At 60.6% G+C, this 26,995-nt stretch carries 27 protein-coding genes and 2 pseudogenes; 21 read left to right on the top strand and 8 right to left on the bottom strand.

All coding sequences use genetic code 11. From position 1 onward, the window contains the following. Positions 1–2 precede the first annotated feature (2 nt). From EGM97_RS17410 to EGM97_RS17335, 16 genes and pseudogenes are all read left to right on the top strand, one after another. Positions 3–953, top strand: a pseudogene (locus tag EGM97_RS17410) (methyl-accepting chemotaxis protein); the annotation flags it as partial. An 11-nt stretch (positions 954–964) separates the two neighbouring features. Next, entirely contained in the window at positions 965–1,333 is a 369-nt protein-coding gene (locus EGM97_RS17405; protein WP_042730627.1) for a response regulator, read from the top strand. 15 nt (positions 1,334–1,348) lie between these two features. Then, positions 1,349–1,633 carry an STAS domain-containing protein gene (locus EGM97_RS17400; protein WP_238961796.1) on the top strand — a complete coding sequence of 95 codons (285 nt, stop codon included), beginning with the start codon at positions 1,349–1,351 and terminating at the stop codon, positions 1,631–1,633. 42 nt (positions 1,634–1,675) lie between these two features. Continuing rightward, positions 1,676–3,772, top strand: coding sequence for a chemotaxis protein CheA (locus EGM97_RS17395; protein WP_238961795.1), 2,097 nt, complete (start codon positions 1,676–1,678; stop codon positions 3,770–3,772). Between the two features lie 33 nt (positions 3,773–3,805). Continuing rightward, a complete protein-coding gene (locus EGM97_RS17390; RefSeq protein WP_238961794.1) occupies positions 3,806–5,464 on the top strand; it encodes a methyl-accepting chemotaxis protein in 1,659 nt (552 codons plus the stop codon). Positions 5,465–5,502: 38 nt separating this feature from the next. After that, a complete protein-coding gene (locus EGM97_RS17385; RefSeq protein ID WP_238961793.1) occupies positions 5,503–6,039 on the top strand; it encodes a chemotaxis protein CheW in 537 nt (178 codons plus the stop codon). Then, a complete protein-coding gene (locus EGM97_RS17380) occupies positions 6,036–6,872 on the top strand; it encodes a CheR family methyltransferase (RefSeq protein WP_238961792.1) in 837 nt (278 codons plus the stop codon). Before EGM97_RS17385 ends, EGM97_RS17380 begins: the two co-directional genes overlap by 4 nt. Next, entirely contained in the window at positions 6,869–7,366 is a 498-nt protein-coding gene (gene cheD, locus EGM97_RS17375; protein ID WP_238961791.1) for a chemoreceptor glutamine deamidase CheD, read from the top strand. Before EGM97_RS17380 ends, cheD begins: the two co-directional genes overlap by 4 nt. Before the next feature lie 2 nt (positions 7,367–7,368). Continuing rightward, positions 7,369–8,436, top strand: a complete 1,068-nt coding sequence (locus EGM97_RS17370; RefSeq protein ID WP_238961790.1) for a protein-glutamate methylesterase/protein-glutamine glutaminase — start codon at positions 7,369–7,371, stop codon at positions 8,434–8,436. Between the two features lie 440 nt (positions 8,437–8,876). Beyond that, entirely contained in the window at positions 8,877–10,616 is a 1,740-nt protein-coding gene (locus EGM97_RS17365; protein ID WP_238961789.1) for an ABC transporter permease, read from the top strand. Between the two features lie 13 nt (positions 10,617–10,629). Further along, positions 10,630–11,937, top strand: a complete 1,308-nt coding sequence (locus EGM97_RS17360) for an ABC transporter ATP-binding protein (RefSeq protein WP_238961788.1) — start codon at positions 10,630–10,632, stop codon at positions 11,935–11,937. Positions 11,938–11,990: 53 nt separating this feature from the next. Continuing rightward, positions 11,991–13,067, top strand: a complete 1,077-nt coding sequence (locus tag EGM97_RS17355) for a sensor histidine kinase (protein ID WP_238961787.1) — start codon at positions 11,991–11,993, stop codon at positions 13,065–13,067. Further along, the gene (locus EGM97_RS17350; protein ID WP_238961786.1) at positions 13,054–13,680 is read left to right on the top strand and encodes a response regulator transcription factor; all 627 of its coding nucleotides are present in this window, start codon (positions 13,054–13,056) and stop codon (positions 13,678–13,680) included. The genes EGM97_RS17355 and EGM97_RS17350 overlap by 14 nt, the downstream gene beginning before the upstream one ends. Positions 13,681–13,748: 68 nt before the next feature. Beyond that, complete coding sequence (locus EGM97_RS17345) at positions 13,749–15,515, top strand: S8/S53 family peptidase (RefSeq protein ID WP_238961785.1); 1,767 nt, start codon at positions 13,749–13,751, stop codon at positions 15,513–15,515. A 117-nt stretch (positions 15,516–15,632) separates the two neighbouring features. Next, entirely contained in the window at positions 15,633–16,379 is a 747-nt protein-coding gene (locus EGM97_RS17340; protein WP_238961784.1) for a substrate-binding periplasmic protein, read from the top strand. A 122-nt stretch (positions 16,380–16,501) separates the two neighbouring features. Continuing rightward, positions 16,502–17,044, top strand: coding sequence for a hypothetical protein (locus tag EGM97_RS17335; protein WP_238961783.1), 543 nt, complete (start codon positions 16,502–16,504; stop codon positions 17,042–17,044). A 121-nt stretch (positions 17,045–17,165) separates the two neighbouring features. Here the strand turns inward: EGM97_RS17335 and EGM97_RS17330 are convergent, their stop codons facing one another. Continuing rightward, complete coding sequence (locus EGM97_RS17330) at positions 17,166–17,654, bottom strand: RES family NAD+ phosphorylase (protein ID WP_238961782.1); 489 nt, start codon at positions 17,652–17,654, stop codon at positions 17,166–17,168. Next, positions 17,651–18,154: an antitoxin Xre/MbcA/ParS toxin-binding domain-containing protein gene (locus tag EGM97_RS17325; protein WP_238961859.1), complete on the bottom strand. Its 504-nt coding sequence runs from the start codon at positions 18,152–18,154 to the stop codon at positions 17,651–17,653. Before EGM97_RS17325 ends, EGM97_RS17330 begins: the two co-directional genes overlap by 4 nt. Before the next feature lie 375 nt (positions 18,155–18,529). Between EGM97_RS17325 and EGM97_RS17320 the strand changes: the two genes are divergently transcribed. Both EGM97_RS17320 and EGM97_RS17315 read left to right on the top strand, forming a co-directional pair. Further along, positions 18,530–19,027: an HIT family protein gene (locus EGM97_RS17320; RefSeq protein WP_238961781.1), complete on the top strand. Its 498-nt coding sequence runs from the start codon at positions 18,530–18,532 to the stop codon at positions 19,025–19,027. Between the two features lie 16 nt (positions 19,028–19,043). Further along, positions 19,044–19,418: a c-type cytochrome gene (locus EGM97_RS17315; protein WP_238961780.1), complete on the top strand. Its 375-nt coding sequence runs from the start codon at positions 19,044–19,046 to the stop codon at positions 19,416–19,418. A 36-nt stretch (positions 19,419–19,454) separates the two neighbouring features. On the opposite strand, the gene EGM97_RS17310 is transcribed toward EGM97_RS17315, so the two are convergent. After that, a complete protein-coding gene (locus tag EGM97_RS17310; protein ID WP_238961779.1) occupies positions 19,455–19,973 on the bottom strand; it encodes a GNAT family N-acetyltransferase in 519 nt (172 codons plus the stop codon). 150 nt (positions 19,974–20,123) lie between these two features. Continuing rightward, positions 20,124–20,882, bottom strand: coding sequence for an SDR family NAD(P)-dependent oxidoreductase (locus EGM97_RS17305; RefSeq protein ID WP_238961778.1), 759 nt, complete (start codon positions 20,880–20,882; stop codon positions 20,124–20,126). A 246-nt stretch (positions 20,883–21,128) separates the two neighbouring features. On the opposite strand from EGM97_RS17305, the gene EGM97_RS17300 reads away from it, so the two are divergent. Continuing rightward, a complete protein-coding gene (locus tag EGM97_RS17300; RefSeq protein ID WP_238961777.1) occupies positions 21,129–22,583 on the top strand; it encodes an MFS transporter in 1,455 nt (484 codons plus the stop codon). Positions 22,584–22,597: 14 nt separating this feature from the next. Here EGM97_RS17300 and EGM97_RS17295 read toward each other — a convergent pair whose 3' ends face one another. The 3 genes from EGM97_RS17295 to EGM97_RS17285 all read right to left on the bottom strand — a co-directional run bounded on the left by EGM97_RS17295 (position 22,598) and on the right by EGM97_RS17285 (position 25,716). Continuing rightward, positions 22,598–23,449, bottom strand: a complete 852-nt coding sequence (locus EGM97_RS17295; protein WP_238961776.1) for a LysR family transcriptional regulator — start codon at positions 23,447–23,449, stop codon at positions 22,598–22,600. Positions 23,450–23,679: 230 nt separating this feature from the next. Continuing rightward, positions 23,680–24,729 (bottom strand): alpha/beta fold hydrolase, encoded by a 1,050-nt coding sequence (locus EGM97_RS17290; RefSeq protein WP_238961775.1) that lies wholly within the window; start codon positions 24,727–24,729, stop codon positions 23,680–23,682. 39 nt (positions 24,730–24,768) lie between these two features. Continuing rightward, positions 24,769–25,716, bottom strand: a complete 948-nt coding sequence (locus EGM97_RS17285; protein ID WP_238961774.1) for an aromatic alcohol reductase — start codon at positions 25,714–25,716, stop codon at positions 24,769–24,771. Between the two features lie 95 nt (positions 25,717–25,811). Between EGM97_RS17285 and EGM97_RS17280 the strand changes: the two genes are divergently transcribed. Beyond that, entirely contained in the window at positions 25,812–26,264 is a 453-nt protein-coding gene (locus tag EGM97_RS17280) for a winged helix-turn-helix transcriptional regulator (RefSeq protein WP_238961773.1), read from the top strand. Between the two features lie 19 nt (positions 26,265–26,283). Here the strand turns inward: EGM97_RS17280 and EGM97_RS17275 are convergent, their stop codons facing one another. Further along, positions 26,284–26,676: a RidA family protein gene (locus tag EGM97_RS17275; protein ID WP_238961772.1), complete on the bottom strand. Its 393-nt coding sequence runs from the start codon at positions 26,674–26,676 to the stop codon at positions 26,284–26,286. 103 nt (positions 26,677–26,779) lie between these two features. Between EGM97_RS17275 and EGM97_RS17270 the strand changes: the two are divergent. Continuing rightward, positions 26,780–26,884: pseudogene (locus EGM97_RS17270) on the top strand (NUDIX hydrolase); the annotation flags it as partial. Positions 26,885–26,995: the final 111 nt, after the last annotated feature.

Here is a 26,995-nt window from a genome sequence, read left to right as displayed (position 1 = left end):
ACGCCGCCAGCGCACAGCTCAACGAAGTGATCCTCGGTGCCATGCCCATCTGGGCCAGGCAGGTGGAGAGCTCTCGTCAACAAACCGAAACCGCGATCGTCTCGTTGACCAGCCGTTTCACCGGCATTTCCTCGCGTCTGGAGGAGACCGTGCAGGCCTCGCAATTGGCCGCCGGTGAGCTGGCCGGACAAAGCAGCGGCGGCGCCGTTCAGGTGCTGGCGCAAAGTGAAGGCGAACTGGTGCAGGTCATCAACTCCCTGAAGGCCACCCAGGCCAGCCGCGACGAAACCCTGGCCCAGGTGCGTAACCTCACCGCCTACACGGGCGAGCTGCGAACCATGGCCGCGGACGTCGCCGCGATTGCCGCGCAAACCAACCTGCTGGCCCTCAACGCCGCCATCGAGGCCGCCCGGGCGGGTGAAGCCGGGCGCGGATTCGCGGTGGTGGCCGACGCCGTACGCAGCCTGTCGAGCAAGTCCAGCGAGACCGGCCAGCAGATGTCGGCCAAGGTCGACATCATCAATACCGCCATTACCCAACTGGTCCAGGCCGCCTCCAGCGGCGCGGACCAGGACAGCCATTCGGTCACCGCTTCCGAAGAGAGCATCCAGCGCGTGCTGGAGCGTTTCAAGAGCGTGACCGGACGGCTCGCCGAATCGGCGGACATGCTGCAGCAGGAAAGCTTCGGTATCCGTGACGAACTCACCGAAGTACTGGTCAGCCTGCAGTTCCAGGATCGGGTCAGCCAGATCCTCAGCCACGTGCGCGACAACATCGAGGACCTGCATGTGCATATGCAGCAGGCCAGCCAGTCGCCCGACCAGGCCGCCCCCATCGACGCCCGCCAATGGCTGGCGCGCATGGAAACCACTTATGCCACCGACGAGCAGCGCCGTAATCACCACGGCGACTCCGGTGCGCAACAGACTTCCCAGGAAATAACCTTCTTTTAGGAGAGCCGTTCATGGCTAAAAGTGTATTGGTTGTCGACGACTCCGCGAGCGTTCGGCAGGTCGTCGGCATCGCGTTGAAAAGTGCCGGCTACGACGTGATCGAGGCCAGCGATGGCAAGGATGCGTTGGGCAAGCTCACCGGCCAGAAGGTGCACCTGATCATCAGCGACGTGAACATGCCGAACATGGACGGCATCACCTTCGTCAAGGAGGTCAAGAAGCTGGCCAGCTACAAGTTCACGCCGATCATCATGCTCACCACCGAATCCCAGGAATCGAAAAAACAGGAAGGCCAGGCAGCAGGCGCCAAGGCGTGGGTGGTCAAGCCATTCCAGCCCGCGCAGATGCTCGCGGCGGTTTCCAAGCTGATTCTTCCTTGATCGACGGAGACTGCCATGCCGTTGCTGTACGAAACCCAGGATGACACCGCCCAGGTCAGCATCGACGGCGAACTGACGATCTACACCGCCGCCGAGCTGGCAGCTCAGTTGCTGCCTTGCCTGGGCAACATGCCGCGCATGACGCTGGACCTGTCGCAGGTCACCGAGATGGACGGCGCCGGGTTGCAACTGCTGTTGATGGCATTGCGCGAGGCGCCCAAGGCCGGTACCGAACTGACGCTGACCGGTCGCAGCAAAGCCGTCACCGACACACTCGAGCTGTGCAGTCTGCAGGCCTAAGCCTCTGCTGTATCGCGGCCCTACACGACAAAGGATATGAGCGTGAGCATCAATCTCGACCAGGCACAACAAACGTTCATCGTCGAGGCACGGGAACAGTTGCAGGCCATGGAGGAATCCCTGCTGCAATTGGAAAACGACCCAGGCGACGATGACGCCATTGGTGCGATCTTCCGTGCGGCCCACACCATCAAGGGGTCCGCAGGCCTGTTCGGCCTGGAGCCGATTGTCAGCTTCACCCATATTGTCGAAGACGTGCTCGATCGCCTGCGCAACGGCAGCGTCGAGGTGGATACAGGTTTGATCGCCGTGCTGCTCAAATCCAGCGACCACATGCTGGAACTGATCAATGTGGTCGCCAACCAGGGCGGCACGCTGACGCCACCGGCCCTCAAGCGCGAGATGGAGCTGTGCCAGGTCCTGCAGGAGTACCAGGCGCCTCCGCCTGACGAGACGCCGAAAGTGGCGAAAGAAGCCGGCACCGACGCCCCCTCCGAAACGCGCCTGTGGCACATCTCCCTGCGCTTTGGCCAGGACGTGTTCCGTAATGGCATGGACCCGCTGTCGTTCCTGCGCTACCTGCAAACCCTCGGAGAAATCATCCACATCGCCACACTGACGGACGCGATGCCATCGGTCGACAGCTGGGACGCCGAATCCTGCTACCTGGGGTTCGACATCGATTTCCGCTCGGGCGCCGGCTACGCCGCCATCAACGAAGTTTTCGATTTCGTCCGGGAAGATTGCCTGATCGAGATCGTTGCCGCTGACGAAGCCGAAGCCCTGGTGAATACCGGTCTGGTTGCAACCACCCAAGCGCAGCGCGACGAAAACACAGCGCTGGTGGCCACCGGCGAACTGCTGCCGGACCAGCGCAAGACCCCGCGGACACCTGCCCAGGCAACCCCCGACAGACAAGCCGTCACCACTGAAAGCAAAGCCAAGGACGGCGCCTATGTGCGGGTCAACGCCGACAAACTGGACGAGCTGATCAATCTGGTGGGCGAACTGGTCATCGCCAGCGCCGGTACCAGCCTGCTGGCCCGTAACTGCCACGACGATTCGTTGCAAGAATCCACCTCGCGGGTCTCCGGGCTGGTGGAGGAAATCCTCGACGGCGCCCTGCGTCTGCGCATGATCCCCATTGGTGAAACCTTCAACCGGTTCCGGCGGGTGGTGCGCGATGTCAGCCAGGAACTGGGCAAGGACATCGACCTGATCATCAGCGGCGCGGAAACCGAGCTGGACAAGACCGTGGTGGAAAAAATCGGCGACCCGCTCATGCATCTGCTGCGCAACGCCATGGACCACGGCATCGAAACCGCCGAGGCGCGACTGGCGGCCGGCAAGCCGGCCAAGGGTCACCTGCACCTGAACGCCTACCACGACTCGGGCAGTATCGTGCTGGAGATCGCCGACGACGGCGCCGGCCTGAACCGCGATCGGATCCTGGAAAAAGCCCAGGAGCGCGGCCTGGTCGCCCCCGGTGCCAGCCCCACCGACCAGGAGATCTACAACCTGATCTTCGAGCCCGGCTTCTCCACCGCCCAGGCCGTCACCAGCTTGTCGGGACGCGGCGTGGGCATGGACGTGGTCAAGCGCAACATCACCCTGCTGCGCGGCACGGTCGACCTGGACAGCCAACCGGGCCAGGGCACGGTTGTGCGCATCCGCCTGCCACTAACCCTGGCGATCATCAACGGTTTCCTGGTCGGCATCGATCAGTCCACCTACGTGATTCCGCTGGACATGGTCCAGGAATGCATCGAACTGAGCGAAGACGACGGCGCTGCCAGCCGTGAACAGGGCTACCTGGACCTGCGGGGCGAAGTGTTGCCCCTGGTGTACCTGCGTGACCACTTCAACCACGAAGGCCCTGCCGCGCGCCGGCAGAACGTGGTGGTGGTGCGCTACGCCGACCTCAAGGCCGGGCTGGTGGTGGATGACCTGCTGGGGGAATTCCAGACCGTCATCAAGCCCCTGGGCAAGCTGTTCGGCGCGCTGCGCGGCATCAGTGGCTCGACCATCCTGGGCAGCGGCGCCGTGGCATTGATTCTCGACGTCCCGGCGTTGCTCACCCAGATCGCCCAGATCGAAAACCGCTACACCCCTACTCAATTACAAGCCAACGCTCGCTGATGCTTTAGCAACTCCATGGAGAGGTACTTCCCAATGAAATGGTTCTACGATCTTAGAATCGCCACCAAACTGATCACCTCATTTCTCGTGGTGCTGGCGCTGACTGCCGTCATGGGGGTGTTCTCGATCATCCAGCTGGGCGAGGTGAACGGGACCACCACCGAGATTCGCGAAAACTGGATGCCATCCATGCGCGCGGCTTCGGGCATGCGGTTCTATGCGGCAAACTATCGTCTCAAGGAAAACCGGCATATCACCGCCGATTCCGAGCAGGAACGCGTATCCGTCGAGCAAGAAGCGGACGACGCCAGGAAGGGTTTTGAAACACGCCTGGAGACCTACGAAAAACTGCTCTCCAATGCCCAGGATCGGCAACTGTTCGAAAGCACCCGCAACGACTGGAACGCTTACCTGGCAATCAGCAAAGACTTGCTCGCGCTGTCCCGGCAGAACCTGATCGAAGACGCCCATGTGCTGCTGAAGGGCGAGTCCCGGCGCCGGTTCGAACTGGTCATCACCGACCTGCAAAAACTGGTGGAGCTCAATGATGCCGGCGCTGGCGCGGCCAGCGAGCGCGGTACGGCGTTGTTTGAAAAATCGCGCCTGTCGATCATTGCCGTACTGGCTGCCGCCCTGCTGATCGGCCTTGGCCTGGCGCTGTTCATCTCCCGGGTCATTTCCCGCCCCTTGAAGCAGGCCGCACAGGTGGCCGAACAACTGGCCGAAGGCAACCTGAACGCGAAAATAGAAGACGGCGCCAAGGACGAAACCGGCATGGTGCTCAACGCCATGAAAAACATGGTGGGCAAGCTGTCCCATATCATCGGTGAAGTGCGTAACGCGGCGGACAATCTGGCCAGCGCCTCCGAGCAGGTCAGTGCCACCGCGCAATCCATGAGCCAGGCCACCAGCGAACAAGCGGCCAGCGTCGAGGAAACCAGCGCCTCCATCGAGCAGATGAGCGCCAGCATCAACCAGAACACCGAGAACGCCAAGGTCACCGACGGCATGGCCAGCAAGGCCGCCAAGGAAGCCACCGATGGCGGCGAATCGGTACAACAGACCGTGGTGGCGATGAAGAAAATCGCCCAGCGCATCAGCATCATCGACGACATCGCCTACCAGACCAACCTGTTGGCCCTCAACGCCGCCATCGAGGCCGCCCGAGCCGGTGAACACGGCAAGGGCTTCGCCGTGGTCGCCGCCGAAGTGCGCAAGCTGGCCGAGCGCAGCCAGGTTGCGGCCCAGGAAATCGGCGAACTGTCTTCCAGCAGCGTCGACATGGCCGAGAAAGCCGGCAACCTGCTCAACGAAATGGTGCCGTCGATCAACAAGACCTCGGACCTGGTGCAGGAAATCAGCGCCGCCTCCGAAGAACAGGCCGCCGGCGTGGCGCAGATCAACACCGCCATGACCCAGCTCAACCAGGTGACCCAACAGAACGCGTCCAGCAGCGAAGAACTGGCCGCCACCGCCGAGGAGATGAGCAGCCAGGCCGAACAACTGCAACAGGCCATGAGCTTCTTCACCCTGGACACACCGGCCAAATCGGCCAGCCTGCCGGTAAAAATGGACAACACGCCTGGCCCCACCAGCCGCAAACCGACCCGGGCCACGGTGACCGTGCTGCCCAAGGCCTTTGCCTACAACATGGCCAGCGCGCCGGACGAATCCGAATTCACCCGGTTCTGACGGCTCGCCACACAGGCTCGATTTAAAGGAGAAACGGCATGGGCGCCATCGCGACCACACGTCACACCGCCATGGCGGTCGAGGAAGAAGCGCAATACCTGACATTCATGTTGGGCACGGAAATGTTCGCCATCGGCATCCTGTGCATCAAGGAAATCATCGAGTACGGCAACCTGACCGTGGTGCCGATGATGCCGTCGTTCGTGCGCGGGGTGATCAATCTGCGCGGCGCGGTCGTGCCGGTGGTGGATCTGTCGGCCCGTTTCGGCCGGCAGAACTCGTCGATCACCCGGCGTTCCTGCGTGGTGATCATCGAGGCCAACAGCGCGGACGGCCTGGCTCAGGACATCGGCCTGCTGGTGGACACCGTGTCGGCGGTGCTGGAAATCCCGGCTTCGCAGATCGAACCGCCACCGAGCTTCGGCGCGAAGATCCGTGCCGACTTCATCAGCGGCATGGCCAAGGTCGACGGCAAGTTCGTCATCGTGCTGGAAGTCGACCGGGTGCTGTCCATCGACGAAATGTCCCAACTCGCCGAGGCCGCCCCGGCCGCATTGGAGTTTGAAGGAAAGTGAACACCGACACCTGCAAGGAACGCACGGGGAACGCACAAGCACTCAGTGACCGGGAGTTCAACCAGTTCCAGTCCTGGTTATACCAGGCCGCGGGCATCAACCTGTCCCAAGCCAAGAAAGCCCTGGTGGCCGGGCGCTTGTTCAAACGCCTCAAGCACTACGAGCTGAGCAGTTACGGCGAATATTTCAAGTTGATCATGAACGGCCAGCGCACCGATGAATTGCAGGTGGCGCTGGACTTGCTCACCACCAACGAAACCTACTTTTTCCGTGAGCCCAAGCATTTCGATTTCCTGCGCCAGCACGTATTGCCCCATGCGGTGCCAGGGAAAACCTTCCGTCTCTGGAGCGCGGCCAGTTCGTCGGGAGAAGAGCCCTACAGCCTGGCCATGACCCTGGCCGAAGGCTTGGGCACCACGCCCTGGGAGGTCATCGGCTCGGACATCAGCACCCAGGTCCTGGCCAAGGCTCGCTCCGGTCATTACCCGATGGAACGCGCCCGCACCCTGCCCCAGCCGTTGTTGGTGAAATACTGCCTCAAGGGCACCGGCAGCCAGCAAGGCACGTTCCTGATCGACCGGGCATTGCGCAGCCGGGTCAACTTCATCCAGGTCAACCTCAACGACACGTTGCCGGATCTGGGGGAGTTCGATGTGATTTTCCTGCGCAACGTCATGATTTATTTCGACCAACCCACCAAAAGCAAAGTGGTCGCCCGACTGGTTCCCCGGCTCAAGCCCGGCGGGTATTTCATCGTAAGCCATTCCGAGAGCCTCAACGGGGTATCCGATGCGTTGAAGCTGGTGGCTCCTTCGATTTATCGCAAGCCATGAACACCGCCAGGAAAGCCGCGGCGGAAGTCTACCTGGCACCGGGAGACTTTCGCTTCGCCACCTGCCCGACCCGGCTGCGCACGATCCTCGGCTCCTGCGTGGCAATCACCCTGTGGCACCCCGAGCGCAAGATCGGCGCCATGTGTCACTTCATGTTGCCCAGTCGCCTGCGCTGCTCCACCGCGCTCAACGGCATGTACGCCGATGAAGCCATCGAACTCTTCGTGCGCGAGGCCCGGGCCCACCGCACCGATCCCGAGGATTACCAGCTCAAGCTGTTCGGCGGCGGCGAGATGTTCCCCGAGCTGCAACGGGAAGTCCCCTTCGGCGACGTGGCGCGCCTGAACATCAACGCAGCGCTGGAAATGGCCGCCCTCTATCGCCTCGATCTGATTGCCCAGGATCTGGGCAGCACGGGTTACCGAAGCATCATCTTCGACCTGTGCAACGGCGATGTGTGGGTCAGGCACCAACCGATAAGGACCCGGCATTAACCATGTCAAAAAAGATCAATGTTTTACTGGTGGACGACTCCGCCGTGGTGCGCCAGGTGTTGCTGGCGATCCTCAGCGACACGCCGGACATCCACGTGATGGGCGCGGCGTCCGACCCTATTTTCGCCATGGACAAGCTGGCCCGGGAGTGGCCGGATGTGATCGTGCTGGACGTGGAGATGCCGCGCATGGACGGCATCACCTTCTTGAAGAAAATCATGAACGAGCGCCCTACGCCGGTGGTGATCTGCTCGTCACTGACCCCCAGGGGCGCGGAAACCACCTTGCAGGCCATGGCGGCCGGCGCGGTGGAAATCATCACCAAGCCCACCACCGGCCTGAAGAACTTTCTCCTGGAGTCGGCACCTGAACTGGTGGCGGCGATTCGCGCTGCGGCCCAGGTGAATGTCCGGAACCTGGGCAAGCGCCCGGCCCCGCTGACACCGGCCATCAAGCTCAGCGCCGATGCCGTACTGCCCGCCGCCAACGGCCATGCCATGGCGCAAACCACCGAACGCATCGTCGCCCTGGGCACTTCCACCGGCGGCACCCAGGCCCTGGAAGCGGTGCTGACTGCCCTGCCGCGGGTTTCCCCAGGCATTGTCATCGTCCAGCACATGCCGGAAAAATTCACCGCCTCGTTCGCCGCCCGGCTCAACAGCCTGTGCCAGATCGAAGTGCGCGAAGCCCGCAACAACGACCGTATCCACCCCGGCCTGGCGCTGATCGCCCCCGGCGGCAAGCACATGATGGTGACCCGCAGCGGCGCGTTCTATCACGTACAAGTGGTGGACGGCCCGCTGGTCAACCGCCATCGCCCTTCCGTGGACGTGCTGTTCCGCTCGGTGGCCAAGTTCGCCGGCCGCAACGCCACCGGCGTCATCATGACCGGCATGGGTGACGACGGCGCCCGCGGCCTGAAGGAAATGCTCGACGCCGGCAGCGCCACCGTGGCTCAGGACGAAGCCAGCTGCGTGGTCTTCGGCATGCCCAAGGAAGCGATCAAGCTCAACGCCGCGCAACGGGTGATGGGGTTGCAGGAAATCGCGCAGGCGATCCTACACCGGTGAAATCGTCGCAAGAGCGCCGATCAGAAGCGTCAGCGCGAGAAAACCACCGAGAAAAATCGCCATCTTTGTCATGAGTCAGTCCTGTCGAGAATCTTGATCCTGTGGGAGCAAGGCTTGCCCGCGATGAACGATAACGCACACACCGCGTCGACCGCATCGCCAGCAAGCTGTGCTCCAACAGGGGTTGGGGTGATTTCATGTGCTCCCGCAGAGGTTGGGGTGATTTCAGGTTTTTGTCGCCATTAATCCGCTGTGTAGTTTGGCCTGGGGATCGGGCTCATTACAGACGCACCTGCCGGCGAAAAAAGCGGATCAGCGATATACCAACGTATATTTTCATGTCCGTAGTCTTTCTGGCCCTGTTCGGAGGCAATGCTTAATCTTGCCGGGCATTCAACCCAGCCCGTCAACGTGCTCCACAACCCATAGCGAGGTGATCGATGCGCTCTCCACTCCCCGCGCCGGCATTGACCACTTTCAACCCTGGCCAACAGACCTCCTGGTGGGCCGATCTCGTCCTGCTGGGTCTGATCGTCGGTCTGGCGGCATTCATCGGCTACGGCCTGGAACAGATGAACCAGCCACTCGGGGTGCTGGATGCATCACCGCTGTCGCTGGATCTGGCCCGCTTGCCGGAGTATGCCTTGCGCACCACGCTGCGCATGTTCATCGCACTGTTCGCTTCCTTTGTCTTTTCCCTGGTCATTGCCACGTTGGCCGCGAAGAGCCGCAAGGCCGCCATGGTCATACTGCCGGCACTGGATATCCTTCAATCCGTACCGGTACTGGGCTTTCTGACCTTCACTGTCGTGTTCTTCATGGGGCTTTTCCCGGGCAAGGAATCGGGCGTTGAATGCGCGGCCATCTTCGCCATCTTCACCAGCCAGGTCTGGAACATGACGTTCAGCGTCTATCAGTCGCTGAGAACCGTGCCCAACGACCTCTACGACGTCAGCCGACAATTCGGCTTTTCGCCCTGGCAACGCTTCATCCGGCTGGAGCTGCCGTTCGCCACGCCGGGCCTGGTGTGGAACATGATGATGTCGATGTCCGGCGGCTGGTTCTTCGTGGTGGCATGCGAGGCGATCACCGTCGGCGACACGACCGTGAGCCTGCCGGGCATCGGTTCCTGGCTGGCACTGGCCATCGAACAGAAGAACGTCGCCGCGACCGTGTGGGCAGTGCTGGCCATGGTCACCATAATCCTGCTTTACGACCTGCTGTTCTTCCGGCCCGTGGTGGCCTGGGTGGACAGATTCCGCTTCGAACAGACCGCCGCCCAGAAACGCCCACGGTCGAGAATCTACGACCTGTTGCGCTCGACCCGATTGGTGCCGTTGATGTTGACCGCGCTGGGTGACATCAAGGCCGCGTTGTACATGCACAGACTGCCCAGGCTCCCCCAGCTTCGCTTCAAGGTCAGTGAGGGTTTCAGTCGTGTCGCCGACCGGGCCTGGATCGCCCTGGTGGCCCTGGCCTGCCTGGCTGGCCTGCTTCAATTGGCCGGTTTCATCGCCAGCACGTTGGGCCTGGAGGATGTCATCGGGGCCTTCGGCCTGGGGCTTGTCACCCTGCTGCGGGTCGCGGTGCTCATCGTCCTTGCCAGTCTGGTCTGGGTACCCATCGGCGTGTGGATCGGCTTGCACCCACGCTGGGCCGAGCGCCTGCAGCCCGTTGCGCAGTTGTTGGCCGCCTTTCCGGCCAACGTGCTGTTTCCCTTTGCCGTGATCGCCATCGTCACCCTCAAACTCGACCCGAATATCTGGCTGTCGCCGCTGATGGTGCTGGGCACCCAGTGGTACATCCTGTTCAACGTGATCGCAGGCGCCAGCGCGCTGCCCAACGACTTGCGCGAAGCGGCGCGCAACTTCCGGATAGGCGGTTGGCAGTGGTGGCGCGTGGTCGCGCTGCCCGGAATCTTTCCGTATTACGTCACTGGCGCCCTCACCGCCGCCGGCGGTTCGTGGAACGCCAGCATCGTCGCCGAGGCCGTTTCCTGGGGCGACGAGCACCTTTACGCCTCAGGGCTGGGCGCTTTCATTGCCCAGGCCACCACCGCAGGGGACCTTCCGCGGGTGGCCCTGGGGGTGACGGTCATGTCGGTTTTCGTCGTGGGTTTCAACCGTCTGCTGTGGCGCCCGTTGTACGGGTTCGCCGAGCGTCGGCTTCGAATTGATTGAGGGAGGTGAGCCAATGCAAGCAGTCATGGACAAACGCTGCCTGGTGGATGTGCAACAGCTTCGGCACGTCTACGGCACCACCGGCGGTGCCGAGCGACTGGTGCTGGACGACGTCTGCATGCGCTTGAACGATGGCGAGATCGTCGGCCTGCTGGGACGTTCGGGCTCCGGCAAGTCGACCTTGCTGCGGTCCATCGCTGGCCTGATCGCGCCCACGGCCGGCGTGGTCGATTTCCCTGCCGATGACCGCGGGCTGGCCAGCTCGGTACGCATGGTCTTCCAGAGCTTCGCCCTGTTCCCCTGGCTGACGGTGCTGCAAAACGTGGAGGTCGGCCTGGAGGCGCTGGACGTGGCAGCGCCCGAACGGCGCAGGCGGGCCCTGGCCGCCATCGACATGATCGGCCTCGACGGTTTCGAAAGCGCCTTTCCCAAGGAGCTGTCGGGCGGCATGCGCCAGCGCGTCGGCCTGGCCCGCGCGCTGGTGGTCGCTCCGGATGTGCTGTTGATGGACGAGCCGTTTTCCGCCCTGGACGTCCTGACGGCCGAAACCCTGCGCACCGACCTGCTGGATCTGTGGTGCGAGGGCCGGATGCCGATCAAGTCGATCCTGATGGTCACCCACAACATCGAAGAAGCGGTGCTGATGTGCGACCGGATACTGATTTTCTCCTCCAATCCGGGACGGATCATGAAGGAAATCGTCGTCGACCTCAGCCAGCCGCGCAATCGTGCCGACCCGGCGTTCCAGGCGTTGGTGGAACATATCTATGCACAGATGGCCGGCGGCGGCCGGAACGGTTCAGCCTATACGGGGGCATTTGCGGGCAGCGGCGTGGCCATGGTGTTGCCTTCGATCTCCACAAACGCCCTGGCCGGCCTGATCGAGGCGGTGCACGATCAGCCCTACGACGGCCAGGCGGACCTGCGCGAGCTGGCCGACACCTTGCGCTACAGCCCCAGCGATCTCTTCCCGGTGGCCGAGGTGCTGCAACTGATGCGTCTGGCCGACCTGCAGGACGGCCATATCGCACTGCTGCCGGCCGGGCGACGGTATGCCCAATCGACAGTCGACGAGCGCAAACAATTGTTCGCCCAGCACCTGCTCCGGCACGTTCCCCTGGTGGGCCATGTGCGCAAGGTGCTGGATGACCGTCCGACCCGCACGGCACCCGCCAGACGCTTTCGGGACCAACTGGAGGATTTCATGTCGGAGCACGACGCTGCGACTACCCTGGATTGCGTCACGCAATGGGGACGCTACGCGGAGCTGTTTGCCTACGATGAAGTGGCTGACCGGTTCAGCCTGGACAATCCTTCCTGAGCCAGGCGCACAGAGGCGATATACACTGCGTGCCTGCGCCGGCCATTGGAGCGATGCGAGATGAATATCCAGTGAGAAGCACTCAATTGACCCTTCGCCTGCTGCTGTTGCTGGGATTGTCCCTCGGCATCGCGGCCATCGATACCGTCACCGACCTTGAAATCGCGGTGGGCGTCTTCCAGATCGTCGTGGTGCTGATCGCCGTGCGCATCCTGCCGACGCGCGCGGTCGCCGGCCTGTCGGTCGTCTGCATGCTCCTGACGATCCTCAGCTATCGGCTCACCCGTTTCGGCGATACGGAGGCCGGGCTGGTCAACGTCCTGATCAGCCTCGCCGCCATCGCCGGCACCACCTACCTGGCGCTGCGCCTGTCCACCGCCATCGGCACGGTGCACAAAACCCGGGCGCACCTGGCGCACATTGCCCGCGTCAACATGCTGGGGGAACTGGCCGCATCCATCGCCCACGAAGTGAACCAGCCACTGGCGGCGATGGCCACCAGCAGCAGCGCATGCCTGCGCTGGATGGCCAACGACCCGCCAAACCTGCCCAAGGCCCGCCAGGCCGTGGAACGCATCATCGCCGACACCCATCGGGCCAGTGAGATCATCACCCGCCTGCGGGGCATGGCCCGGCACCAGGCGCCCAGCAAGCTGTGGTTGAACGTCGCCGACACGGTCAATGCCGCGCTGCGGCTGCTGGCCGGCGAACTGAACGATCAAAACATCAATTTGCAGGTGCATGTGCAGGAAGGCCTGCCGCCGATGCTGGCGGATGAAGTACAGATCCAGCAGGTCATCCTGAACCTGGCGATGAACGGGATCGACGCGATGCGGCAGGTCGATGTCGACCAGCGCATCCTGGAGGTCAATGTCGTACTGGAATCGGCTCAGCGCTTGCTCTTTTCGGTGTCCGACCAGGGCAAGGGCCTCAGCGGCAACGACCACGAACGGATATTCGACGCGTTCTACAGCACCAAGCAGGACGGCATGGGCATGGGCCTGGCCATCAGTCGTTCCATCATCGAGGCCCATGACGGTCGGCTCTGGGTCTCCAGCAATCCACAGGCGGGCGTCACTTTCCACTTCACCCTGCCGGCCGTAACCCGAGACTCCGATGACTGCCCATGACCCCAACGAATCGATGATCTATATCGTCGATGACGACAGTTCCGTGCGCGCCTCACTGCAGGACCTCCTGGCCTCCGTCGGCCTGCCGAGCATGGCTTTCGGCTCGGCGCGGGAATTCATGGACGCCACGCTTGCCGATACCCCGGCGTGTCTGATCCTCGACGTGCGGATGCCGGGCTTGAGTGGCCTGGATTTCCAGCAGGAAATGGCCCGCTTGAACATTCAGATTCCGGTTGTCTTCATCACCGCCCATGGTGACATCCCCATGTCGGTGAAAGCCATGAAAGGCGGGGCACTGGAGTTCCTGACCAAACCGTTTCGTGAACAGGACCTGCTGGACGCCATCGGCCTGGGCTTGAGTCGTGATCGGGAGCGACGTCAGGTCGCGGAAAAGATGGATGAGCTGAAACGTCGTCACCTTACCCTCACCGACGGAGAGCGGGAGGTGATGGATCTGGTGGTCTCCGGCCTGCTGAACAAGCAGGTGGCCGGACGGCTGGGGTTGAGCGAAGTGACCGTGAAAGTGCGACGCGGCGCCTTGATGCGCAAGATGGGCGCGGATTCGTTGGCCGCCCTGGTGAAAATGTCGGAAAGACTCAAGGGCGCGGGCTGATGCGCCGCTGAACGAAGCGCACCCTGTGGCAGTCGGAACAACAAATCCCTGCCAGAGATTGCTGGTTCATGCCCGTACGATCCGCTGCCCTCGCCGCTTTGTTCACCTTGGTCACCCACACCCTGGCTTCCGCACAAGAGCCGCTGCGCCTGGAAACCCTGAAGCGCTGCGGCGACCTGCTGCAAAGCCAACGACAGGACTGGTGCCTGACCGTGCGCGGCCTGGGCCATGAAACCCCACAACTGAAGCTGGGTGACAAGACGATACCGGCGCAGGCCGTCCAGCGCGACGGGGCCAACCTTCGGTTGAGCCTGGACAGCGCCGACTACCAGAGCGGACCGCTCTGGCTGCAGGAGGGCTCGCGCGCCAGCAATGCAGCCTGGCTGACCCTGCGCAACAGTCACGTCCTGGCCGCCACACCGGACGAAGTGGCGAAGAACATGGACGGCCTGACCACCTACGTCAACCTGGTCAGCGTGCTCATCGAGGAAGATCGCGAAGGCTTGCCGGAAGCCCAGCGTCTGGCCAGCAAGTACGGGGCGAAGGTGGTCGGCAGTATCGCGCCGCTGAACGTGTACCAACTGCGCTTGCCCGCCAGTGACCTGGTGCAGCGCGACGCGCTGGTGCTGCGCCTGGGCAGCGAGACCAGCGTGGATGCCGTGGTGATCGAAGAATCCGCCGCAGAAGAAACCGAGCAGGCCGCCGCTCGCCCGGAAGAACCGAAGAAACCGGCCCAGGACTCCGATGAATGGGCGGCGAACCGCTTTCTCGACGCGGTGAATTACTACCAGCGGCGCATCCCCGGCCAGCACGCGCCCATCCGGCCGCAGCCAGTGCGCATCGGCCTGATCGAGCGCGACGTGGATTTCGACACCGCGGACTTTGCCGATTACCTCGGGGCCTGCGCCGTGCCGCGCACGTGTGTCTACGCACGCGATGCGGATAAACCGGACAACCATGGCACCACCGTCGCCGGCATCCTCGCCGCACGCTGGAACGACGGCGGCAACACCGGATTTCTCCGTGGCCTGGATAAAACCAGTGGTGGATTCGAGGTGATCGTCGAACGTAATTCCGATGCAGGGATCACCGCGAACATCGCCGCCTCGGTCAACCTCGTGGAAGACGGCGTTCGTGTGTTGAACTGGAGCTGGGGTATCCACCGGGTCGGCGCGAAGGATGTCAAAGGCGACGAAGTGGACTCGTTGCTGCGCTCGGGCATCGCCATGGGTGGGTACGAAGAGTTGCTGGAAGAGTTCTTCCTCTGGCTACGCAAGTCCCATCCCGACGTCGTGGTGGTGAACTCCGCCGGCAACGGGTCTTCGTTCTCGGGCACTGACGAATACCGCCTGCCCTCCTCCTTCATCACCGAGCAACTGCTGGTCGTCGGCGGCCACCAGCGCAGCGAACGCACCGGAGTCGCCGTCGAAGATCCCGCCTATGCGGTCAAGCGCGACTCCTCCAACATCGATATGCGTGTCGATATCACCGCCGCCGCCTGCGCCCACGCCTCGACGCCCCAGGTCGGGCAGGAAGGCGCCGTGCATTGCGGCACCTCCTATGCCACCCCCATGGTGGCAGGATTGCTGGCGGCGATGCTGTCTATCAACCCGCAGCTGCAACCCGAACAGCTGCGCATGCTGCTGCGCCGCAGCGCCATGACCATCGGCGACAATCACGACTTCGAGGCCATGGATGGCGAGGATCTCACCGCTCCCATCCTGCCATCGGAGCGCCGCTATCAGCTCAACGACAAGGACGTGGGCCGCTCGGCGCGGCTGGACATGCAAAAGGCATTGGACCTGGCAGCCCAGAGTCGCGAGCGGGTGCGTTGAGTCTGGCGGGCTCGCATCGTGACCTGCAACCGACGCAGGCTACGTGCCGGGTCTATACTGATCCTACCCTTCATCCAATCACCCTTTGAACACCGACCAGGCCTTCAGGCAGGACACTTGAAACATTCCATATTCGTCGTTGCGCTGCTCTGCCTACTGCTCGGCACGCCGGTCCGGGCGGAGTCGTATCTGGTCGTCACCGAAGAATGGGCGCCGTACAACTACCTGGAAAACAATCGACTCACCGGCATGACCACGGAGATCGTCCAGGCCATCATGGCTTTGACCGGGGACGACTTTCCGATAGAGGTGCTTCCCAGCATGCGCAGTTCCCGGGTCTTGAAAACCCGGCCCAAGACCATTTTGTATTCCATGTTCCGCACAGCCGAGCGCGAACCGCTCTACAAGTGGGTCGGGCCGATCGTGGAGGAGTCCATTTACCCTTACCAGTTGGCCGATGCGCGACAACCGGTCAATTCGCTGGAGCAACTGTTGCAGGCGCCCCAGATCACCACGCGAAATGCCGGTCTGATCCCCGAAGTGCTGCAATCCCGTGGTTTTAAGAATCTCGACAAAAGCGCCACCGGGAGTCTGCAGCTTTATCGCATGCTCCTGGCCGGACGCACGGAAATCATCGTCGGTGACACGCCGGCGGGCATGGCTTACTACAGCCGCCAATTGAATATTGCGCCCGGCACGTTGCGCAAAGTGCCCGTCGAACTCTATCGCTCATCACTGTACATCGCCTTCAGCCCAGACTCGGAAGACCGCGTGGTCGCCGCGTGGGCCCAAGCTCTGGAAAAACTGCGTCGCTCGGGCGAGCTGGAACGCATCCAGCGACAGTACGTCCAACCGAAGCAATAGCCCATCTCATCCACCACCATCGCGGGGACGCTGCAGGCCCATAGCAACCGATCGCTGATCACGGCTATCATGCCGTTCGCCCTGCCCATAGCGATGTTGCAGCCCACCTCAAGGACTCAGGTATGAACGCTCTGCCGTCACGCGCCACTCTTTTCTTTTCCAGCCTCCTGCTCAGTTCCCTGTGCCTTGCCGAAGGCGAGCCAACGGACGGCAGCCTCATCAAGGACTCCACCAAGGCCGCCGTCTCGACGTTCATCACCGCCGGGAAAAACCTGCTGGGCGGCGTCAGCGAAGGCGTGCTCGATGGCCGCGAATCGGTCCAGGGCACCGACGGCGCAGCGATCATCTCCTCCAACGAGCAACTCAAAGACCGCGTCACCATCGAAGTGCTCAAGCAGGAGCCCGTCGACGACACCTACAGCATCACCCTCGGCTTCAAGAACAGCACCGACACCCAACTGCGCCTGATCAACCTCGGCCAGACCGGCGCCTTGCTCGCGATCGACCAGGCGGGCTACGCCAACAAGCTGACCGGGTTTGAAAACCCGGATGAAGTCACCATCCCACCGAAGACGGCCGTGCGGCAGAAGTTCGTGTTCGAGGGGATGAACGAGGCGATCAGTTCGGTACGGGTTTGGGGGCGGGATTATTCGGTCAAGAAGTAAGGTTGATTGATTATGATGTTCGGAAGCTGCGTCATCGGGTAGTTGCGGCGGGGCCGATGGACGTGGGTGGGAAAGATGAGCTGACGCTGAGTCCCGGGAGTCCACTCCTCGGTCAAGCAACTCATTTAACCAATCGCGTATCCAGGCCTAACCGCTCCTGTGAGACAAGCCTGAATTGATTCGTCGCCAAATCGCAGCTTACCAACAGATTCCAAGAATGCTGGGTCACCGCAGAAGGAATCAGTATGAAAGGGTACTCAGCCAGCAGCTTATCCGCAAACTGCTGTTGATTGGGTGAAGGTCTAGCCGGAATAAGCCAGTTCGGGTTCGGCAGGTCTTCGGCCTGGACCACTTTGACGAGCGCCGGGTCCAGCACTTCAAAACATGTCAGCAGGTAAGGCACCGTGTCCAACGCGTCAAACCCCAGGTGGGACGCAACTTCCAAAATGGCCGTAGACGGGTCAGCGGAGGCGTAGATGACCCGCCGTCCAGGCGGATTCCAACGTCCACCGGTTCGTTGTGCCCCAATACCGCTGTCCCACGTATCCTTGTAAATTTCGCGGTCCAGTCGCCAAGCGTGCCATCGACCTTCCCAGGGCAACGGAATCATTGATAAACCCCATTCTCGATCCGAGTCAGGTAATCCTCCGCTACTTGAAAGCCCAGCGAGTTGTCGATCAGCTCCAATGGCACGTATCCATCCAGGTACTTACAGGGTTTTTTCAGCCAGTCCTCAGCCAATTGCTGGCTGCCAAAGACATTGATCGCATGCTCCAGGATCTGGGCATACTGAAAAGCAACCGTGCTTTGTTGCTGGTTCAGACGTATGGGCTTAGTCTCTTTCGCCAGACGCTGGACGGTTCGGACGGATCTTCCTGTAATCCGCTGAACCAAGTCATGCTCCATGTACAGAGGGGACGTAGAAAGCATGTCCTTGACGTCACTTAAGTAAAAGCCTTCCTGCGCGTACCGGATAATCAGCAAGCGCTCATCGCTTTTTCGACCCTGCAACAGAACCTCCGTGGGCTTTCTGGCAAGACTCCTCGCCCCCGCACCTGTTTTCCCTGTGGATTTGGTGACTCGCTTGTCTGCTTGCTTCACTGCGGACATAAAGCTAACCTCATTGCGACATTTGACGTAATCATAGCGCCAAATGTCGTTATGGCGGCAAGTCAGTTCATAGGCCTTGACGCATAGGGTTTCAGGCATCGATTTGTCCTCACGATATGAAACGAAGCTGAGCGTGCTGGATGCCACGCGGGGCACCAAGGCAGTGCCAGATCGTAAGTGCAATACGTCCGAAGCCCAACCTTAAAAAGTTGTCGGACACTTCCTCGTTTTTTTCCGAAGTGGTCATTGGCCGTAGGACGCATTTCTTTGAGGGCTGGCTACGTCCGCTCGCCACCCGTTATCACCGGCATCACCTGTAAGCGCACCGATTAAAAATGTTACGAAGTTAAAGAAATACACGACAGGGAGTCTGCTTTGAAATCAGCACCGCCGTTCATCGTTCATGAAACCAACCACTGGACAGTCAATCATCACATGGCATCCGCCCTTCCCGGCTACGTCATGCTCGGTTCCAAGACCTACGAGAACTCATTGGCCCGACTGCCTGCCCCGGCGCTGGCAGAACTGGGTGGCCTCATGGCAGATATCCAGAGCGTTCTTGAAGCACAACTGAACCCCAAATGGCTTTACATCAGCCGATTCGGCCACGATCCCCGCTACCCCATCCACTTCCATTTCATTCCGGTGTACGACTGGGTCGAGGAGCTTTTCTGGAACGATGCGCGATACAGGCTGCTGGAGACTTTTGGCACTCAGGAAAACGCCCAGACACTGACCGATGGCGCGGAGCTGACGTTATTCATCTGGCGTGAATTTGGTGAAAGCCCGACGCCGCCCGCTATCCAGGGGCCGTCGATTGACCAGGTGATTGAACGATTGCGCCAGTCATTTGAAACGCGCGCTCGCCCCTGAACAAGGCCCACAACAAATGAAGATGCTGTACACCGCTTTGCTAGGACTGTTGTCCATCGTTGCACCAACCCTGTCCTTTGCGGACAACGCCAATGGGAAGACTCTCTATCTTCAAAGATGCGCCGTTTGCCACGGGGCGGATATCAAGGGAACGGGGCCGTTGGCCAGGAAAAGCAATCCGCCAACCCCTGACCTCACGACGCCCGCCTTCAGAAAACGACTGGCTGATTACCCGGGCGTGATCGTGTCCTCGATCATCCTTCGTCCCAATGGAGACCTGATTCCGAGGACCTTGCAAGAGAACGGCGTGAAGATCCCGCCACACGCCTGGAGTGTCAGGGATTTTCGCGACCTGCATCAATACATGAGTGGCGTCATTTCAAAAAAATGACCTTGTGCCCCAGCAAGCGCACAGCCCAACACGCACTCAGGCGACTGACCAAACCATCGCACAGCGGCTGCCCGGAGCGTATCCGCGCTGGTATTCCCCACTCAATAGAGCCGCCAGTCGCGGCTCCAGGTCCTGGCTGGCTTGAGCCTGAAAACCCATACGGGCATAAAACGGGGCGTTCCAGGGCACATCAAGGAATGTCGTGAGGGTAACCTGACGCAGCCCGTTGGAGCGGGCATGGTCCTGCGCAACTTCTATCAGCCGCCGTCCCAAGCCCTGGCCCTGCCAGGGAAGCGCGACGGACACCTCATGGATATGAAGAGCCTCGCCGTAGCGCTCGGCACTGAGAAACCCTTGCGGCGCGCCTTCGTCATCGAGGGCAACCCAGCACGTCGATAGCACAATGAGCTGGCAATGTCGCTCGACGGACATAGGCGGCGACTGCGCCACCCAACTCAGCTCATCAATGCTTCCGAACGCCAGGGCAGCGGACGCCTCGATGGCCGGCAGGTGTTGTGCGTCGTCCGCAACCGCGACACGAACAGTCACAGGCATACGTTCCCTCGGTTCTGTGAATGGATTGGCCCGATCGAGAGCCCGGCAGGCCACGCCCGTTCGATGGCGCAGCCTGCGCAAGCATCAGTGCGATGGCTTCTGTGGTCAATGGGCATATGGGCGCGTTCAGCCTGTTGACGCCGAAGGGCTTCAGATCTGCGACAAACCACCGTCGACCATCAACTCCACGCCGTTCACGTATCGGGCATCGTCGGAGGCCAGAAACAGTGCCGCGCTGGCGATTTCTTCAGGTTGGGCCATGTAGCCCAAAGGTGTGATTTGCTCGACGTATTGGCGCAGTGCGGCGATGTCGCTCTCGCTCATTTTCAGCCCGTTGTCCATCAGCGGCGTGCGGGTGAAGCCAGGGCTCAATACGTTTGCGCGGATTTTACGACCCTTGAGCTCATTGGCCCACGTACGTGCAAACGATCGCACCGCCGCCTTGGAAGCGTTGTACAGGCTCAATCCTTCCATGCCGTTGCTGGAACAGATCGAGGCGGTCAAGACGATGGACGAAGCGTCTTTCATCAAGGGCAGAAGCGTTTGAACGCTGAAGAAAACACCTTTGACGTTCACGTCGAACATTGCGTAGTAAGCGGCCTCGCTGGTTTCTCCAAGGGGATTTTTCTCACAGATCCCGGCATTCGCGAACACGGCGTCCAGCCGGTCGTCCCGCGTCTCGATGGTTGTTTTGAGCGCATCGAGATCCGCCTGACGCGAGACATCGGAAACCACCGCGACCGCCTTGTCGCCGAGTCTGGCAACCGCCGCCTCCAGCGTGTCCGCTGAACGTCCAGTGATGTAAACGCGTTTGGCGCCCTCGGCGATAAAGGCTTGCGCGATGGAAAATCCGATCCCCGTGGACCCGCCGGTCACGACAGCAACGTGATCGCTGAATTTACCTGCCATATCTCACTCCTCAGTCGTCGATAAAGGGGTCGCCTGGAGCAACCCTGACCGATTGTGAGCATCATTGGAGCAGAGCGGGACTGACACGAATGAACGGTGGCCGTGCAGTTTTGTAAGGCGAAAGACTCAGAGTGATCCCCTAAATTGGGCCCCTGCGACTTGGCGCGAGCGGGCCAGAAGCCTGGTCTTTCACTCGTCGCCCTTCACTCGTCGTGAAACCTGAGTTCTCCACACAGGATGCCTGTCATGTCTCAAATCGAAATCGAAGCGCCCGAGCCCCGGCGCTGGTTGATGTTCGCCATTTTGCTCGTAGGTGCGTTTTTGCCGCCCCTGGATTTTTTTATCGTTAACGTCGCCCTGCCCTCGATACAGGAGGACCTGGGTACAGCGGCCTCTGCCGAGCAACTCGTGATCTCTTCCTATGCGACGCTCTATGCCGTGACGCTGATTACCGGCGGGCGACTCGGCGACCTGTACGGCCGCGGGCGGATGTTCTTCCTTGGCCTGCTGGGCTTCGCCGCCGCGTCGCTGATGTGCGGCCTGGCAGCTTCGCCCTGGCTCCTCATCCTCGGACGCGCCTTGCAGGGTGTGACCGCCGCGGTGATGGCGCCTCAGGCGCTCGCATCGGTGCAGGCGATTTTCCCGGCCTCGCAAAGACCATTGGCATTGAGTCTGTACGGGGCCGTGTTTGGACTGGCGTCTGTGATCGGTCAGGCGCTGGGCGGTGTTCTGATTGCGGTCGACGTGTTGGGCATGGGGTGGCGCGCGATATTCCTGGTCAACCTGCCGATTGCATTGCTGGTCATTGCGTTCGGCTTCCCTGTGCTCAAAGAAACCCGTGCGTTGCACGCGAACAAGCTGGACCTGGTGGGCACCGCGTTGTCGATGCTGACCCTGACCGCCCTGGTGGTACCGTTGATCGAAGGCCGCGAAGCCGGATGGCCGCTGTGGGCATGGCTGTCGCTCGCCGCTGCCCCAGTGCTGGCGGTATTGTTCTGGCGCTACGAAACCCGCCTGCGCCTCGTCGGTGGAACGCCCATCCTCGACCCGGCCGCGCTGAAAGCGCCTGGCCTGGGCCGAGCGCTGCTGGTCGCGCTTTGCTTCTACGCGATCGGTGTGTTTTTCCTGCTGTTATCGATGTACATGCAAGGTGCGCTGCAGATGACCGCATTGCACGCCGGCCTGATCTTCCTGCCGTTCGGCGCAGGGTTCCTGCTCGGCCCCCTGTCCGTACCTCTGCTCAGACACGTCCTCGCGGACTACGTGAACCCCGTCGGCATGGGACTGGAAGTATTCGGACTGCTATGGCTGGGCTGGCTGCTGTCAGTGACGCCGCCCACCCTCGCCCCGCCCCTCACGACACTGATGGTCATTCTGTTCCTGATCGGATTTGGACAAGGGCTGGCCCTGCCAACGTTGATGCGCATGGTCACGGGCCGGGTCGCGCCGGCATATTCCGGGATGATCGCAGGCATCACCAGTGCAACGTTGCAAATCAGCACCTCACTGAGCGTCGCACTGATCGGCGGCGTTTTTTATACCTTGCTGGGGGATCAGGCAACGGCGGCCAGCATCGCTCACGCCTTCGAGATTTCTGTTCTGTGCATCGCCGCCTGCCTGGCCGTGGGCGCTGCGGTGAGCGTGACGTTAGCGCGCCAGCCAGCGCGTGTATCGGAGGCGTCGGCTGTTCGCTCGACCTGAAGAGCTTCCAAGCTTTACCCCGCGCCGATCATGCTGGAAGCCAGGTCGGCCAGCGCGCGCAGCCGGTCCATCTGGCGCATGTCCCGGTGGTACCCCATCCAGATGTCTCGCCCTGGCGGTGGCTCATCCTCATCCAGCAGTCGCAGTCCCGGCACTGAGTCCCCGAGGACACGAGGCAATACGGCCACGCCAAGCCCCTTCGCGCACATCTGCGCCTGGACCGTCCGGCTGCTGCTGGTGAATACGGTGCGAGCCAGCGGATAGCGTTGCTGCAGCCACTGCACGTCCGGGTAATGGGCCTGGGCAACGTTCATGAGAATCAGGCCCAGGCCCTCGCCGTCGGGTTGCGGCGCCGGGGCATGCAACGCGGTGTAGAGGCCGTACGGCAGGGTAGTCAGCTTGCGGTGGACGATGTCGGGTTCGGTGAAGGGCACGATCCGGAACGCGATGTCGGCATCCCGGCGGGCAAGGTCGAACAGCCGATGCCCGGCGATGACTTCGGGAACGATCAATGGATACCGTTGCACCAGTTCGCTCAGTACCGGCGACAACACATGGCAGGCGAACCAATCGGCTGAGGAGATGCGCAACAGCCCTTCCGGTTGATCGCCATGCCCCGCCAGACGACGCTCGATGGCCAGGGCGCTGTGCTCCATATCCTGCGCCAGGCTGAGAATCCTCTCGCCACTGTCCGTGAGCACCAGCCCTTGGGCCGTCCGCAGAAAAAAGGGCTGCCCACTGGTTTGCTCAAGCACCTGCAACCGCCGTCCGACCGTCGGGTGACTGACCCCCAGCTGCCTGGCAGCGCCCCCCAGCGAGCCGCTGCGGGCAATCGCCAGGAAGACCCGCATGTCACTCCAGTCCATGCCTCACCCCACACAAAAATGGAACGACGAGGTTGCAGCAATGGCGGCCCTACAGCAATCCCTGAGGCCACCTGCTTTGAAGCCATTAGCCTCGCAGGCGTCGACATGAACATTGGCTCTATCGGCGTGAGCAACTGACTTCGACTCAGTGACTGGCTAGGTCTGTGCGATGGTGCAATGGTGCAATGGTGCAATGGTGCAATGGTCAGAAAATCAGTACCGGCATCTATTCAACCGCGGAACTGCTCCCACAAAACTCTTTGAAACCAGTCAGCCACTTTGTCGATGACTGAAGGTTGAAACCAGTAGATATCCCCATGACCTGCTCCTTCGAGAAGGTAATAATCGGCGTGATTTCCACGTGCAACCAGCTCGGTATAAAGCCGCTCCGATTGCATGGGGGATACGAGTTTGTCTGCCGTGCCGTGCATGATAAGAAATGGAGGCTTTTTACCTTCCAGATAACCGACAGTGCTGCAGGAGACTACCAGCTGGGGATCATCCTGAATGCTTTTTCCAACACGCTCACCAACCGTCAGACCGTGTACCAGTAGCGCTTCAGGCGAAGCTGCAGAAGCGTGGGTCGCATGAGCAAGCTCCGAGAAGCCACCACTGACATCAAGCAAAGATGAGAAGCCGTATAAACTGGCTACTGCCTGCACAGCGGACGATTGTTCTGGGTAGGGTCCTTTTTCGAATTTAGACTCGTCGTTCGTCAGGCCAAGCATTTGGGCAAGGTAACCACCTGCAGAATTACCAATCACACCTATTCGAGTGGGATCGATTCCATAGTCCTGCGCGTGAGCGCGCAGGTATCTGACGGCGGTCTTGCAGTCCTCTACCGGCGCAGGGTAGCGTTCTGGAAGGACGCGATATTCTGCGGCGGCAACTACAAATCCCCTTTGCGCTAAAGCGAATCGCAACTCAATGAATCTATCGTGATGGCTGGAAATAAAGCCGCCGCCAGGGAAAAAGATTATTGCGGGTTTGAGCGTGTCGTTTCGTGGAATCAGCAAGGACATTTCGAGCTTGCGTACCGACCGGACATCAGTGATCTGAGAGTACACGACGCCTGATAGGTGATCGATTTGATCGCGAAGTGGAGGCTTGGGCAGATCTATGAGGCGTGCCCCCGACGCCGATAGACGATGAGCTGTTGTCGTATTTTTACTGCGCTTTTTTTCACTCGCCATCCACGTCAACAAATAGTTACCACTGCACCAGGTCAGCCACGCTTTCAGGGGAATAACATTTGATTTGGCTGCCAGACTGAGGAGCACTGTAGCAGGTCAGCCTCCAGCGCGGGATCGTTCGCTCAGCTACTGCCCTAATGCTGATGGGGCTGCCAAATTCGCCCGAACCCACTCCTCAGCAGTCGTGACTTGAATCGATTGCTGCGCGTTGAAAGTACCTGCTTTGGGCCACGCTACGCCTCTGCCTTGGGCGAACACCGCGCGATACTTCTTGATGTGATGCGTTGGGTCTTTCTCCAGTTCCTGAAGCAAGTACGGAACAGTCCACACGTTACGTTTGAACGGGCGGCCCAGTACACGTTCAAGGAGCTGCGCAACCTCTCCATACGTCACAGTGTCTCCCGAGAGATACACAATCTGATTGCGGAATCGAGGTTCGAAGAAAACAATTTCCGCTGTCAGCGCACCAATATCGTCTGGAGTCGTGAGCGTCACGCTGGTCTCAAGGCTGCCCAGCGCGTTTACGGTATCATTTTCGAAGTCAACCACCTCGAAGACAGGCTCGAATAAAAAGCTGGTGAACATGCCTGTCGAGATGATGACCCATTCCGTTTTATCCTGAGCACGAAGCAATTCGCGAACATCAAGCTGAGCATCGAACAGATCCTGAGGACTGCCGCGACCAATGACCTCGAAGTCGACACCAAACTGCCATGGGAAGTAGCGCTTCACACCGGATTTCAGCGCAGCGGTAGCCAGCTTCATCGGCGTTTCCCGGCCTGCCACCATGCCTGCACAGCCTATTACGGTATCGAAACGTGCGAATACTTCAGCCAGTTGATCGACTGAGTCGCTCACCAGATCCGCGGCGACCATCTGAATGCCCAGCCCGCGAAGCTCGTCGATTTCGACTTTTTTCTCCGGTACCTGGGTATTGATGGTCGACGCCCTGAGAAGGACGCTGATCTGGGAACCGGGCACGCGCTTGGCTACCTGCGCGAGATTGCGCAAAACAGGAAGGCCAAGTTCGCCGGCGCCAAGGACGAGAATGGATTGAGAGGTCGCTTCGGTCATGCTTTCTCCTTAGGCTGTTACCTATAACATGAGCAAATGCTTGCACGATTGGGCAGCACTAGTAAGAAGGCACACGCGTGATACCGGAGGAAAAAATGATAGGTCAGGACACTCTGCGTCAGGCAGAAGCCCTATGCCAAACGCTCAGAGAAGATGATGATGGCGTCAGGCGAGAGGTCCTCGCTCACGCAGGTAGCCGTTGGTCATTGGGCATCCTGCATGCCCTGGGCGTTTACGGCACGATGCGCCATGCCGAGATAAAAAGGCAGATGGCTGGAGTGACTCAGCGAATGCTGACGATGACGCTACGAGCCATGGAGCGGGATGGACTATTGCTCCGGCGGGAGTTTGATGTAGTTCCCCCCCACGTAGAGTACGAGATAACTGCGCTGGGTATGGGGCTCTTGGTTCATATGTCCCCCGTTTGGATGTGGGTGGTCGAAAATGCCGAGGAGTTCCGTGAGGCGCGTCGAGTTTTCGACAGCCAGGATACCCGCAAACCATCATGGCAAATCCCTACGTCGATTCCCTCGATCCCGCGGGACTAGAGAAGGTCTATCAGAAAGATTATCGTTCTACGGCGATGCATTTGATCTCCACGAGAAGTCCGGGGCGAGCCAGTTCACTGACGCCTATGCATGTCCATGCACACGTGCTTCTGGGGAAGACCTCATCCTTCACACGTCTGAAAACTGGCATGTGGCGGTGAATATCGACGTGATAAGTTGTCATTTCGACGACATCTTCAAACTCGCAGCCACCGGCTTCCAAGACGAGCCGGAGATTTTCCCATGCCGCCAAAAACTGCTGCTCGGGGTCTTCGATAACTGATAATTCCGGCGTCCGGCCTACCTGACCAGCGCAGTAAAGAGTTTTTCCTACCTTTACCGCTGGTGCATAACCAGCCTGCTCGCAGAGCAATCTCATGGCATCTGGAACAATGATCTGACGATCAGTCATGGTTGTATCCTTTCTTTTATAATTGGCCGCCATTCGTAGCTTAGAATGCATTGCGCGGGGGAATCCTGTGGTCAGCTTATCCAGTCAAAAGGGAATTTCACTCGTGTCAGAACCAAGCATCCGCCCCCTCGCCCTCTGTATTTTTCACCATCACGGAAAGATCCTGGTCAACTCATTCTACGACGCCGTAAAAGAGCAGACGTTGTATTGTAGTGGTCAACTAATCCCGGACACGACGTTAAGTTTTTTCTCGGCCTGAGCTGGGGCCAGTCCATTGTTGAATTGGTGCGGTCTAATCCAGTTGTACCGATGCATCAGG

It is taken from the genome of Pseudomonas sp. AF32, from assembly GCF_022342325.2.
Lineage (GTDB): Bacteria > Pseudomonadota > Gammaproteobacteria > Pseudomonadales > Pseudomonadaceae > Aquipseudomonas > Aquipseudomonas uvaldensis.
The sequence above is the reverse complement of the archived record's forward strand: the minus strand, read 5'-3'. Positions and strand labels throughout refer to the sequence as shown.